At 44.6% G+C, this 12,443-nt stretch carries 12 protein-coding genes; 8 read left to right on the top strand and 4 right to left on the bottom strand.

The genetic code is table 11. The annotated features are described in order from the left end of the window. The first annotated feature begins 4 nt into the window (after positions 1–4). The 7 genes from nrfA (at position 5) to DWX84_RS09620 (ending at position 8,753) form a co-directional block, all read left to right on the top strand. Complete coding sequence (gene nrfA / locus DWX84_RS09650) at positions 5–1,489, top strand: ammonia-forming cytochrome c nitrite reductase (protein WP_048928320.1); 1,485 nt, start codon at positions 5–7, stop codon at positions 1,487–1,489. A 2-nt stretch (positions 1,490–1,491) separates the two neighbouring features. Then, entirely contained in the window at positions 1,492–2,682 is a 1,191-nt protein-coding gene (locus DWX84_RS09645) for a cytochrome c biogenesis protein ResB (protein ID WP_048928319.1), read from the top strand. 1 nt (position 2,683) lies between these two features. Continuing rightward, positions 2,684–3,478 carry a cytochrome c biogenesis protein CcsA gene (ccsA, locus tag DWX84_RS09640; protein WP_008774423.1) on the top strand — a complete coding sequence of 265 codons (795 nt, stop codon included), beginning with the start codon at positions 2,684–2,686 and terminating at the stop codon, positions 3,476–3,478. Between the two features lie 16 nt (positions 3,479–3,494). Further along, the gene (locus DWX84_RS09635) at positions 3,495–4,787 is read left to right on the top strand and encodes an alginate export family protein (protein ID WP_048928318.1); all 1,293 of its coding nucleotides are present in this window, start codon (positions 3,495–3,497) and stop codon (positions 4,785–4,787) included. A 59-nt stretch (positions 4,788–4,846) separates the two neighbouring features. Beyond that, entirely contained in the window at positions 4,847–5,512 is a 666-nt protein-coding gene (locus tag DWX84_RS09630; protein ID WP_034532394.1) for a Crp/Fnr family transcriptional regulator, read from the top strand. A 58-nt stretch (positions 5,513–5,570) separates the two neighbouring features. Next, positions 5,571–6,911 carry a sigma-54 dependent transcriptional regulator gene (locus DWX84_RS09625; protein WP_009018647.1) on the top strand — a complete coding sequence of 447 codons (1,341 nt, stop codon included), beginning with the start codon at positions 5,571–5,573 and terminating at the stop codon, positions 6,909–6,911. Between the two features lie 126 nt (positions 6,912–7,037). Next, positions 7,038–8,753, top strand: coding sequence for an ATP-binding protein (locus DWX84_RS09620; protein ID WP_048928317.1), 1,716 nt, complete (start codon positions 7,038–7,040; stop codon positions 8,751–8,753). 20 nt (positions 8,754–8,773) lie between these two features. Here DWX84_RS09620 and DWX84_RS09615 read toward each other — a convergent pair whose 3' ends face one another. From DWX84_RS09615 to DWX84_RS09600, 4 genes are all read right to left on the bottom strand, one after another. Continuing rightward, entirely contained in the window at positions 8,774–9,610 is an 837-nt protein-coding gene (locus DWX84_RS09615) for a head GIN domain-containing protein (protein ID WP_048928316.1), read from the bottom strand. A 142-nt stretch (positions 9,611–9,752) separates the two neighbouring features. Beyond that, positions 9,753–9,974, bottom strand: coding sequence for a hypothetical protein (locus DWX84_RS09610; RefSeq protein WP_005855327.1), 222 nt, complete (start codon positions 9,972–9,974; stop codon positions 9,753–9,755). A gap of 75 nt (positions 9,975–10,049) precedes the next feature. Next, the gene (mscL, locus tag DWX84_RS09605) at positions 10,050–10,472 is read right to left on the bottom strand and encodes a large-conductance mechanosensitive channel protein MscL (protein WP_005855329.1); all 423 of its coding nucleotides are present in this window, start codon (positions 10,470–10,472) and stop codon (positions 10,050–10,052) included. A gap of 81 nt (positions 10,473–10,553) precedes the next feature. Further along, complete coding sequence (locus DWX84_RS09600) at positions 10,554–11,096, bottom strand: lipocalin family protein (RefSeq protein WP_122377503.1); 543 nt, start codon at positions 11,094–11,096, stop codon at positions 10,554–10,556. Between the two features lie 398 nt (positions 11,097–11,494). On the opposite strand from DWX84_RS09600, the gene DWX84_RS09595 reads away from it, so the two are divergent. Next, on the top strand, positions 11,495–12,427 hold the full coding sequence (locus tag DWX84_RS09595; RefSeq protein ID WP_008778101.1) for a site-specific integrase: 933 nt from the start codon (positions 11,495–11,497) through the stop codon (positions 12,425–12,427). Positions 12,428–12,443 lie beyond the last annotated feature (16 nt).

The following is a 12,443-nucleotide window of genomic DNA, read 5'->3' as shown; positions in this document are numbered from 1 at the left end:
AGTTATGGAAAAGAAATTAAAATCATGGCAAGGTTGGTTGCTGTTTGGAGGAACCATGGTCGTTGTTTTTGTTTTGGGTATGATCGCTGCTTCCGTGAACGAGAGACATGCGGAGGTCACTAGCGTAATGAATAATAAGAAGACGGAGATCACAGGAATCGAGGCTCGCAATGATAAGTTCGAACCGAATTATCCACGTGAGTACCAGACTTGGGAAGCTACGGCGGATACGAGTTTCAAGAGTTTATACAACGGGAATCAGGCGGTCGATGTGCTGGAGGCTCGTCCGGAAATGGTGATCCTTTGGGCTGGTTACGCTTTCTCTAAGGATTATTCTACCCCGAGAGGGCATATGCATGCGATCGAGGATATGCGTAACACGTTGCGTGTAGGCGCTCCGATGACAGAGAACGAGGGGCCGCAACCGGCTACTTGCTGGACTTGTAAAAGCCCGGATGTTCCCCGTATGATGCAAGCGATGGGCGTGGATAATTTCTATAAGGGCAAATGGGCTTCTCTGGGTAAAGAGATCGTGAATCCGATCGGTTGCGCCGATTGCCATGAGCCGGAGAATATGAACCTGCATATCAGTCGCCCGGCTTTGATCGAGGCTTTCCAGCGTCAAGGCAAGGACATCACGAAAGCGACCCAGCAAGAGATGCGTTCCTTGGTTTGCGCGCAATGCCACGTGGAATATTATTTCAAGGGCGATGGCAAATACTTGACTTTCCCTTGGGATAAAGGTTCTACGGTTGAGGATATGGAGGCTTATTACGATGAGGCCGGTTTCGCCGATTATACGCATAAGCTAAGCCGTGCTCCGATTTTAAAGGCACAGCATCCGGATTATGAGATCTCCCAGATGGGTATCCATGCGCAGCGGGGTGTATCTTGCGCCGATTGCCATATGCCGTATAAGAGCGAGGGGGGCGTGAAATATAGTGACCACCATATCCAAAGCCCGTTGGCTATGATCGACCGTACGTGTCAGGTTTGCCACCGTGAGAGCGAGGAGACTTTACGCAATAATGTGTACGAGCGTCAGAATAAGGCGAATGAGATGCGTAACCGTTTGGAGACCGAGTTAGCGAAAGCGCATGTAGAGGCGAAGTTCGCGTGGGATAAGGGAGCTACCGAGGATCAGATGAAAGATGTATTGAAATTGATCCGTCAGGCACAATGGCGTTGGGATTTCGGCGTGGCTTCTCATGGTGGCGCGTTTCACGCTCCGCAAGAGATTCAAAGGATATTAGGCAATGGATTGGATAAGGCGATGCAGGCTCGTCTGGCTACCGCGAAAGTGTTAGCGAAATTAGGTTATACGGATGATGTTCCGATGCCGGACTTCTCTACGAAAGAAAAGGCTCAGCAATATATCGGTTTGGATATGGCCGCTGAACGTACCGCCAAGGAAAAATTCCTAAATACAATCGTTCCTCAATGGGTGAAAGAGGCGCAAGAAAATAATCGTTTAGCGAAGAACATTTGATTATGTGGAAACAACCTTGGGGATATGCTGAAGGCTGGGTCATCTGTGCCGGTTTACTGATTACGGGATTTGGCTTGCAACTGATCACCGGCCCGGTTCAGGCAGGGTTGTTCCAATATCCGGTGAATGTGGCCGGAGGATTGATTTTTCTGTTGGTTCTATGTATAGGGTTTGTTGTTGGCCGGAAAATCACGGTTGTCCAGTGGTTTTCCGGGTTAACGGCGAGCATTACCTCTTTATCGGCTCTTTTGTCAGTTGTGTTGGTTATGGGATTTGTGGGTCCGGGTATCGAGCGGATTACGATGTCGTGGCCTTTTATCCTGCTGTTTCTCTATTTCTTGTTTGTCTTGGGCTTTGTCACATTGAAGCGTATCGTATCGTTTCGCTGGAGGGATGTTCCGTTTATGCTGAACCATGTCGGTTTATTTATCACGCTGCTGGCGGCGATCTTGGGAAACGGGGATTTACGCCGTTTACGGATGACGGTTCCGCTGGAGAATCCTGAGTGGAGGGCTTCGGACGAGAAGAACGAGATGATAGAACTACCGCTTGCGATCGAGCTTCGTTCGTTTACGATTGATGAATATCCTCCTAAGTTAATGCTAATCGACAATACGACCGGAAAAGCGCTTCCTGAAAAGCAACCCGAGAACATATTGGTGGAGGAAATTCCCTTAGCCGGAAACCTGCAAGGCTGGAAGGTTGAGGTTACCCGTTCACTACCGATGGCGGCTTGCGTGATGGGGCAGGATACGGTAAACTTCGTGGAATTTCACTCCGAGGGGGCGACCACCGCTTTATACGTAAAAGCACGTAACGAACTTACCGGACGGCAGAAGGAAGGCTGGGTGAGTTGTGGCAGCTATATCTTTCCATACATATCGCTCCAACTGGATGATGAGGTCAGTATGGTGATGCCGGAACGGGAACCGAGACGCTTTGCCTCGGACGTAATGGTCTATACGAAAGATAAACAGACCAAGGAGGCATGTATCGAGGTGAATAAGCCACTCTCTATTGCCGGATGGAAAATCTACCAATTGAGTTACGACGAGACGAAAGGTAAATGGAGCCGGATGAGTGTATTTGAGTTGGTGAGAGATCCATGGTTGCCGATCGTTTATACAGGGATCTTAATGATGATAGCCGGGGCGATCGGATTATTCCTATCCGCTCCTGTAAAAAAAGAATAGTATGGATTGGAGTTACTTTATTTATTTCGCCGCTCCGGCGTTATTTTGCTGGATAGGTGGGGCATGGTTGGCTTATCGTCCTTCTTTTTCCAAGGGGGCTGTCGCTTGGACCGTGTTTGGCTTGGCTATATTCTCCGCTTTTATCATAGGGATGTGGATCTCGTTGGAGAGGCCGCCCTTGCGCACGATGGGAGAGACTCGTCTATGGTATTCTTTCTTCTTGCCGGTGGCGGGCGTGATCACTTATGTCCGTTGGCGGTATAAATGGATACTTTCCTTTAGTACATTGTTGGCCTTTGTCTTTATCTGTGTCAATCTGTTTAAGCCGGAGATACATAACAAGACCTTGATGCCCGCTTTGCAAAGCCCGTGGTTCGCTCCGCACGTGATAGTCTATATGTTCTCTTACGCCATGCTGGGCGCCGCTGCCCTTATCGCCATTTACCTGCTGATCCGTGCGAGGAAGAAGGGGATTGACGAGGGGATGATGAGTTTATGCGATAACTTGGTATATGTCGGTATGGCCTTTCTCACGATTGGGATGCTGTTCGGCGCTTTATGGGCCAAGGAGGCGTGGGGGCATTATTGGAATTGGGACCCGAAGGAGACATGGGCGGCTGCCACTTGGTTGGGGTACTTGATTTATATCCATTATCGCCTTCACCACCGCTTGCGTTATTCAGCGGCGTTGGGGCTTTTGGTTTTCTCTTTTCTTTTGCTACAGGTGTGTTGGGTTGGCGTGAATTATCTACCCTCCGCGCAAGGATATAGTGTACATACTTATAATATGGAATAATTAAAATCAGAGGTATATGAAAAAACTAGTTGTTTTAGTAGCGGGCTTGCTCTCCGTGGCCCTTTTCGCGCAAGCGGAAGAAACACAAAATACGAAAGAGAACACGTTCTCGATGAAAGTACAGATACGTCCGAGAGCCGAGTACCGGAACGGGGTCTTATTCCCCCGGCCTAAAGATGCCGAGTCCACCGGGTTTATCAATAACCGTGCCCGCCTTTCTTTGGGGTATGAGCGGGATCGTTTGTCTATCGGCTTGTCCGCGCAACATGTTGGAGTATGGGGACAGGATCCTCAGATCGATAAGAATGGCCGTTTTATCTTGAATGAGGCGTGGGCGAAGCTGGATTTCGGATCGGGTTTCTTCGCTAAGTTAGGTCGCCAGTCATTGGTATACGATGACGAGCGTATCATGGGGGCGTTGGATTGGAACGTGGCCGGTCGTTATCATGATGCTTTGAAGCTAGGCTACGAGAACACGAATAACCAACTGCATTTAATTCTCGCATTCAACCAGAATGATGAGAAAACGATCGGAGGAACGTATTACGCTCCGGGTGCGCAACCCTATAAAACGATGCAAACCCTTTGGTATAAGCATCTCTTCGACAAGAGTTTTAATGCATCCTTCTTGTTTATGAACTTAGGGATGGAAGGCGGTGATGCCGAGAAACAAAACTCGGATACAAAATACCTGCAAACCTTAGGAACGAACCTGATCTATACGCCTAGTAACTGGACGATAGGTGGTACTATCTATTATCAATTCGGCAAGACGAAAAGCGGACGGGATGTTTCCGCTTTCTTATGGGCGGTAAACGCCGCTTATCAAATCGATCCGCAATGGAAGATCGGTGTAGGTAGTGATTATCTGAGTGGCTCGGATGGGGCCGACGGGAAATATAAGGCGTTTGATCCTCTGTACGGAACCCATCATAAGTTTTATGGTGCCATGGATTATTTCTACGCCTCCTCTTTTGTCAACGGATTGAATCCGGGTTTATGGGATAATCAGATAAATGTAGCTTATAAACCTTCTTCCAAGGTAAACCTGTCTTTAGCCTATCATTATTTCTCCATCACGGGCGACGTATACGAAGGTAATGATAAATTGAGTAAAGGTTTAGGTTCGGAATTGGATTTCCAAGTGGATTGGGTAATTATGAAAGACGTGAAATTATCCGCGGGATATTCTACGATGTTGGGTACGAATACCATGAAGGCCGTGAAGGGTGGAAATCCGTCTCATTGGCAAGATTGGGGTTGGTTATCAATAAATATTAATCCAACTATATTCGCGACGAAATGGTAACAGTTCTCAAGGAAAAGGGTATATTTGCAGGAGTAAACCTTTTTTCAAAACAAGATACGATGGATATAACCGATATGTTTAAAATCCCGCTTTTTAAGAATTTTACGCTTAAGATGCGGGAAGAGTTTTTGGATAAACTTGAATATACAGTAGAGGAGCATCCAAAAGGAAAAACCATAATTCATCAAGGGACGACTTGTAACGCCCTTCATGTTTTATTGGAGGGAAAATTGAACGTGGATGTTTTGGACGTATCAGGTAACATCGTGCGCGTGGAGACGATACAGGCTCCACGCACGTTCGCTACGCCTCATATCTTTTCCGAGAAAAACCAATTCCCCGCTACTTTTACCGTCGACGAGGATGTGGTATTGCTTAAGGGCACCAAGGAGTCTGTATTTACCTTAATGCATTCTATGCCGTTATTCCTGCATAATTTCCTTTGCGTCAGTACTAGCTGTAATAAATGTACGATGACTCGTTTGAAGGTGCTTTCGTTTCGTGGCATCCGGAACCGCTTTATTTATTACTTATTCGAACATCAGCAAAAGGATTCGAATGTCGTGGAACTAGAACATACCCAAGAGCAGTTAGCAGAGTATTTTGGTGTTACCCGCCCGGCTTTATCGAAGGAAATCGGGAGATTGGTGGATGAGGGATTTATCAGCATTACAAGGAGAAAGGTGACGATTTTAAATAAGACGGCGTTAACATGTATGCTTTAATGCTTTTGGGAAAAAGGTAAAAAGCGTACATTTGTGCCCAAACAAATAACTCCGGTGTATGGGCAAAGTTTTAATTATTGACGACGAGAAGCAGATTTTAGGTTTACTTTCACGCATTATCGGTTTGGAGGGATACGAGGTTTTACAGGCTGCTACTTGTAAGGCGGGGCTGAGGCAGATGGAGCAACATTCGCCGGAGGTGGTATTGTGCGATGTGTTCTTGCCGGATGGTAATGGCGTGGATTTGGTGTCGGACTTAAAGAAACTCCGCCCTCTATCCGAGATCATCCTACTTACCGCGCATGGTAATATTCCGGATGGCGTACAGGCAATCAAGAATGGAGCCTTCGATTATATTACGAAAGGGGATGATAATAATAAGATCATTCCTCTGGTAGCCAAAGCGATGGAGAAAGCTTCTGCCGCTTATCAACAGCAAAAGAAGGAAGCTACGTCCGTCGGGAGGCAATATTCGTTTGATACGATTGTCGGTAAATCACCCGCTATCCAAGCGGCGATAGCGTTGGCTCAGAAAGTCTCGGCTACGGAGGTTCCAGTTCTGTTGACTGGTGAGACCGGTACGGGAAAAGAGGTCTTTGCTCAATCCATCCATCAACATAGTTCCCGGAAAGGGAAGTCTTTTGTCGCTATCAATTGTTCCTCTTTTAGTCGGGATTTATTGGAAAGCGAGATGTTCGGTCATAAAGCGGGGGCTTTTACCGGTGCTTTGAAAGAGACAAAAGGCTTGTTTGAGGAAGCTTCCGGAGGTACGATCTTCTTGGATGAGATCGGGGAAATGGCTTTCGACTTGCAAGCGAAATTGCTCCGTATCCTTGAGACCGGGGAGTTTATCAAGATCGGCGATACGAAACCTACGAAAGTGGATGTACGCATTATTGCCGCTACCAACCGTGATTTAGAGAAAGAGATCGAGCAAGGGCATTTCCGGGAAGATCTATTTTATCGGCTTTCCGTTTTCCAGATCCATCTTCCCGCGCTTCGTGAACGGGTCGAGGATATCCCTCTCCATATAAAAGCCTTTGTTTCTGCTTTTTCCTCCAAGATGGGAAAGAATATCCGAACAATTTCGCCCGAATATATAGATGCCCTGAAAAAACGAGCTTGGAAAGGTAACGTACGTGAGTTGCGTAATGCAATTGAGCGTAGCCTGATTATTGCCGATGGAGATACCTTAACCTTGGATGCTCTCCCTTTGAATATGCAAACCTCCTCTGCGGCGAGTACGGAATCTTATAGCGGTTTTGACCTGAGTGGCGTAGAGAAAATGCATATCCAAAAAGTGCTCAAATACACAAAAGGCAATAAAACCGAAACTTCCCGCCTTCTAGGTATAGGCCTCACTACTCTTTATCGGAAGATTGAGGAGTATGGGCTTTAGTCTCATATTCTGCATTTATGTATACCCGAAAGCATCTTGAAGATATGCAAGGAGAAACGGACATTGCTAAATATTTTATCTTTGCTGAACGTAAACTTAATAATAATCGCTTAAAATACATCACCTATGAGTCTGAAGATTAAAACAAAACTAAGATACGGAATCGGGCTGCTGTTTGCCATGATCGTTTTGCTGGGAGGTCTATCGGTAAAGAACATCTCCGATATGTCTGCCGACACAAGGAACATATTGGCCGATAATTATAATTCTTTACTCTATTCACGCCGGATGCTGGATGCACTGGAACGAATCGATAGCGATCCTTCGGCTCAAGCAGATTTCGAGAAAAACCTAGGGCTACAGAAAAAGAATATCACGGAGGTCGATGAGAACGTGGCCACCTCACATCTAGTCGCTCAATACGAGCAATTGGCGAAAGAGCGTAATGAGGAGAATATCCGTCGTGTACGTCTCGCCTTAAATCAAGTCATGAGTTTGAATATGGCTTCTATCTACAGGAAAAGCCAAGTGGCGGAGTCTACGTCTCAAAAGGCTTTATTTTGGATTTGGGGGATTGGCCTCTCTTGTATGGTGGTCGCTTTCGCTTTTTTAATACGTTTCCCCCGTTCGATAAATACCCCTATCCGTATGTTGATGGACGGTATCATGGAGATCGCTAACCATAATTACGAAAAACGCTTGGATCTCGCTAAATATGATGAATTCGAGGGGGTAGCGAAATCCTTTAACCGGATGGCGGAACGGCTTACGGAATACCGGAAAAGTACGTTGGCGGATATTATCCAAGGAAAGAAATATATAGAGGCTATCGTGAATAGTATCACGGAGCCAATCATAGGCTTGGATCGGGATCGTAAGATTCTTTTCGCCAATAACGAGGCTTTGACGATCTTGAATCTCAAGCGGGAAAACGTGATCGGAAAGTCTGCCTCGGAATTATCCTTACGGAACGATTTGCTTCGCAGGTTAGTTCGGGAACTGATCCAGCCGAGCGAGAAAAAAGAGCCGCTTAAAATTTACGCGGATAATAAGGAAAGTTATTTTCAAGTGCAATATATACCGATCCGTGTGTCGGAGAATGGCGAGGCGGAGGAGTATGTGGGCGATGTGATCTTATTGAAGAACATCACGGAGTTTAAGGAGTTGGATTCCGCTAAGACCACTTTTATCTCGACGATCTCCCATGAATTGAAAACTCCGATATCGGCGATCATGATGAGCCTGAAATTGTTGGAGGATGCCCGTGTGGGAGCCATGAACGACGAGCAAAAAGCACTGGCGGAAAGTATCAAGGAAAGTAGTAATCGATTACTGGAAATAACCAGTGAGCTATTGAAAATGACGCAGGTGGAGGCTGGCAAGCTACAATTGAATCCGAAAATAACCAAACCGATCGAATTGATCGAGTATGCGATAAAGGCGAACCAAGTGCAAGCTGATCGCTTCAATTGCCATATAGAGGTGGAATACCCGGAGAAGATTTCCAAGCTTTTTGTGGATAGCGAGAAAATCGCGTGGGTCTTGACGAATCTATTGTCGAACGCAATTCATTATACCCCGGAGAATGGCCGTATCATAATCGGTGCCCGCCAGCAAGATCATAGCGTGGAGATCTATGTGCAAGATTTCGGTAAGGGTATTGATCCCCGATATCATCAAAGTATATTCGATCGCTATTTCCGTGTGCCGGGAACGAAGGTACAAGGGAGTGGCCTAGGGTTGGCTATCAGTAAAGACTTCGTAGAAGCTCATGGAGGAACGCTTTCTGTTGATAGCGCGGTTGGAAAAGGAAGTACTTTTGTTATAAAATTCAATGTGTAAGAGTGTGAAAAAAGAGGGTGTTAATTACCCTCTTTTATAATATCGCTTCCTCCGGAAGTGGATGTATCCGATCTTGCCGAACCTTTGTAATGTACATCACTACCTCCGCTTGCCGAAGCCTTGATATAATCGGTTACGTGTGTATAAATATCGGAACCACCACTGGCGGAACATTCCAACTGGTTTAAGATAAGATCATAAGCCTTGATATCGGAGCCACCTGAGGCGGAATATTCGCCGTTCTCCGCTTTTCCCGTAAGCTTGAGATCGCTACCTCCGCTGGCACGGCCTCGTATTATTCGGGTAGTAAGATCGTTGATGATGATATCGCTACCGCTGGTCGCCTCAATTATGCAATTGGATACGTTGATTGGCTGCTCCATTTTCACGTCGCTACCCCTTGTCGCTATAATTTCCAGATCATCTCCGGATAAAGCGCTTCTCAGGACAAAATCCATACAACCGGACATTTGGATTTTTTTCAGCTTCTTGGAAGTGCCCTCTATTTTAAATCGGGTAGGGCTTAATTGTGTACCATTCTCTGTGGAGATTGAAAGTTCTTCGTTTTTTACTTGAACGTTTATATAAGGATATAAGTTCTCGTCGATCGTGATTCGTAAGGACGCTGATTCTCCTTGCGTATATCCGAAAACGTACGACGGATTTCCCCCACGGCTGAATAGGCTGAACCAACTGTCGCTATACCCCATGGCGGTTGAGCCGACTTTTATCGCTGAATAGTCTCTGACGGAGATTTCTTTCGTGATAATATCCCCATTTCCTTTTACTTTCTTCGCCTCGATAGACATTGCGCAAAAAGCGATCAACGCAAATAAGGCCATCATTCTTGTTCTCATATGAAGTGTAATTAATTTATACTCTTTTCTTATAAGACGAATGGAGTTGAAAAAACGTTACATCTAAAATGAAAAAAAAGAAGCTATCATTGACTTTTTTTGTGATAGCTTCTTTTTCTTACCCTAATAACAGGGAGGTAGATTAATTACTTTTAGGTTTTTCAACCATATGTTCTACTCTGTCTTTGACGTATTCGACTTGATTTTTACCCGTGTCTACCACGTCCTTTACTTTTTTCTTCGCCTTATCTGTAAGACCGTGGAGTTCGTTCTCCAGACATTCGAACTGTCCTTGATCTTCCATCCTGCGAAGTACGTAACCAACAACTACACCTACGGCTAAACCGAATAATACATTTTTCATAACTACTACTTTTTATGAGTTAAAACATTATTTTTTGTAATTATGAAACAGCAAGTCAACCAATAAGGTTGGTGTTTATTTGTTATTTTTCAGTAAATCCCTAATCTCGGTAAGTAATTGGATATCCGCAGGGGGAGCGACCGGAGCTTTCGGGGCTTCTTCCTTCTTCTTGCTTAAAGCATTAACGCCTTTGACAAGTAAAAAGACGGCGAAAGCAATGATTATAAAATCCAGTGTCACTTGTATGAAATTTCCGTAGTTAATGGAGACCGCCGGAGAGATCACCTTGTCTCCCTCCATTACAGCGTGCTTCAAGGTGATTTTTAAATCCGTGAAATTGACGCCACCTACAAGTAAACCTACCGCCGGCATGATCAGATCCGCTACGATAGAAGATACGATCTTTCCAAAGGCACCACCGATAATGATACCTACCGCCATGTCCACTACGTTACCTCGCATGGCGAACTGCTTAAACTCTTGTAATATTTTTTTCATAAAACAACGCTTTTTATATTATAACAACAAAATTAGCCATAAGTTGAATATTTTCAATGCTTATAGCGAAATTTGAAGAAATTATTTTTGATTTTCATGTTTTTGTTTGACCCATTTGAGCATTGATGTGTTATATCCTCTTTCTTTGGCCTTAGTCAATAAAAAGAGAATAGCCTCTTCTGGGAGTGTAGGCGTACGACTAAGTAGCCATAAATAGTCTGAGGTATTACTGCCTACGAGAGCGTATGAGTAATTATCCTCGTCAATTTCCATAATGTTGTACTCGGCGTAGAACCGCATAAAGAAACACACTTTTAATTTACTAGGACACGTAGGATCTGTTATTTTGGCTATACCTTTCGCTCGTTTGAAGGAACCGGAAAAATTACCCCAATATCCGCTGTTAACAACTTCTATATCTCCATTCGGGAGAAATGAGTATTCCACGGTAGCCCCTACGAGATTATGCTCAAAGCGATGATCAAAGCGTACTATTTCAAACCATTTCCCCATATAGCGGTGTAAATCCAAAGTCTGGACGGTTTCTTTGTTTATAATGTGTTGAGTGCAAGATAAATTACACTGCATTATAAGACAGATGAGGCCTATTAGTTTAAATCGCATAGGTTTTTATTTTTATCTCATAATAAACATAGAGAGCCTCTAAAAAGTTTGAAAACGTTCATATTTTAGGATTTTTATTTTTTCGACAATCTGTGCTTTAACTTTTAATTTGAAATTTCTATCCAGTCTGAAGTGAGAAATTCGTAGTTGTGGCATTTCCGGACGATAGATTTAGATCCACGTTTTTATATGTTTTTTTGTATTGAAAATTTCATAGTTATGATTTGGAAAAATCATAACTATGAAATAAAAAGTCATAACTATGAAATAAATGACTCTTTACAGTGAAAAAAATATATGAGGATGTTTTAATTGTAAATGCTTGTTTGAGAGTTAGTAATCGTCAAGATGTCTAACTTTGCGTGTTTGTTTTCAGTTGGAATTTAAAATAGAGAGATATGGATGAGAAAGATTTGGTGGAAGGGATGCGAGAGTATATAAGTCTGTTACAAAAGGAAGGACGGTATTCCTCGGCGAAAAGTTATCAGGATGCGATGAACTCTTTTATACGGTATAGCGGGACGGATCGTATCCCATATACATATATAAATAAGGATACTCTTCGCCGGTACGAGGCTTATTTGTTGGAGAAAGGCTGCATGCGTAATACGGTCTCCACGTATATCCGCCGTTTGCGTTGTATCTATAACAAGGCGGTGGAGAATGGCGAGGCGGCGTTTATCCCTTCATTATTCAAGGGGGTTTTTACGGGTGTGGAAAGCCAGCGCAAGAAATCCTTGCCTCTGGGGGATTTGAATCGCCTGATGACTGTCCCGGTAAAAGGAGAGAAGTTGAGGAAGACACAACTGGCCCTTTGCTTGATGTTTCAATATGGGGGAATGTCGTTCGTTGATTTCGCCCATTTGAATAGGGGTAATATCAAGAACGGCATATTGGATTACAATCGCCAGAAGACCGGGACCTCTATGCGGTTGGAGGTCTTGGATACGGCGGAGGCTATGTATAAGGAGCTGGCAGGTGAGAGGGCCGGAAGCTCGGGCTATTTATTTCCTTTTTTAAGTGGGACGAAGAACGGTCATGAGGAATATCTCGAATACAATGCGGCCTTGTCCCGGTTTAACCGGAACTTGAAGACGTTGAAGGAGGTTGCCGGAATAACCTCGGATGTGACTTCCTACACGATCCGTCATTCCTTCGCCATGGCATTGAAGGAGCAAAATGTCCCCATTGAGATGATCAGCGAGTTATTGGGGCATAAATCCATCAAGACAACCCAGATTTATCTAAGAAGTTTCTCCTTGGAGAAAATGACGGTGGTAAATAAGTCTTGCTTTGAGAATGTATATAATTATATGCCAAAGGTGGGGTGAGGCTACTTGGGGAGTA

This window comes from Parabacteroides sp. AF21-43 (assembly GCF_003635435.1).
Lineage (GTDB): Bacteria > Bacteroidota > Bacteroidia > Bacteroidales > Tannerellaceae > Parabacteroides > Parabacteroides distasonis.
Note: the sequence above shows the minus strand (reverse complement) of the source record. Positions and strands in the feature narration are given on the sequence as shown.

Bases quoted from the DNA above. Each gene is read 5' to 3' on its own strand.
- DWX84_RS09625 (WP_009018647.1), top strand. From the start codon at position 5,571: ATGGGCAAAGTTTTAATTATTGACGACGAGAAGCAGATTTTAGGTTTA.
- DWX84_RS09610 (WP_005855327.1), bottom strand. From the start codon at position 9,974: ATGAAAAATGTATTATTCGGTTTAGCCGTAGGTGTAGTTGTTGGTTAC.
- DWX84_RS09645 (WP_048928319.1), top strand. From the start codon at position 1,492: ATGTGGAAACAACCTTGGGGATATGCTGAAGGCTGGGTCATCTGTGCC.
- nrfA (WP_048928320.1), top strand. From the start codon at position 5: ATGGAAAAGAAATTAAAATCATGGCAAGGTTGGTTGCTGTTTGGAGGA.
- DWX84_RS09620 (WP_048928317.1), top strand. From the start codon at position 7,038: ATGAGTCTGAAGATTAAAACAAAACTAAGATACGGAATCGGGCTGCTG.
- DWX84_RS09635 (WP_048928318.1), top strand. From the start codon at position 3,495: ATGAAAAAACTAGTTGTTTTAGTAGCGGGCTTGCTCTCCGTGGCCCTT.
- ccsA (WP_008774423.1), top strand. From the start codon at position 2,684: ATGGATTGGAGTTACTTTATTTATTTCGCCGCTCCGGCGTTATTTTGC.
- DWX84_RS09615 (WP_048928316.1), bottom strand. From the start codon at position 9,610: ATGAGAACAAGAATGATGGCCTTATTTGCGTTGATCGCTTTTTGCGCA.
- DWX84_RS09595 (WP_008778101.1), top strand. From the start codon at position 11,495: ATGGATGAGAAAGATTTGGTGGAAGGGATGCGAGAGTATATAAGTCTG.
- DWX84_RS09600 (WP_122377503.1), bottom strand. From the start codon at position 11,096: ATGCGATTTAAACTAATAGGCCTCATCTGTCTTATAATGCAGTGTAAT.
- DWX84_RS09630 (WP_034532394.1), top strand. From the start codon at position 4,847: ATGGATATAACCGATATGTTTAAAATCCCGCTTTTTAAGAATTTTACG.
- mscL (WP_005855329.1), bottom strand. From the start codon at position 10,472: ATGAAAAAAATATTACAAGAGTTTAAGCAGTTCGCCATGCGAGGTAAC.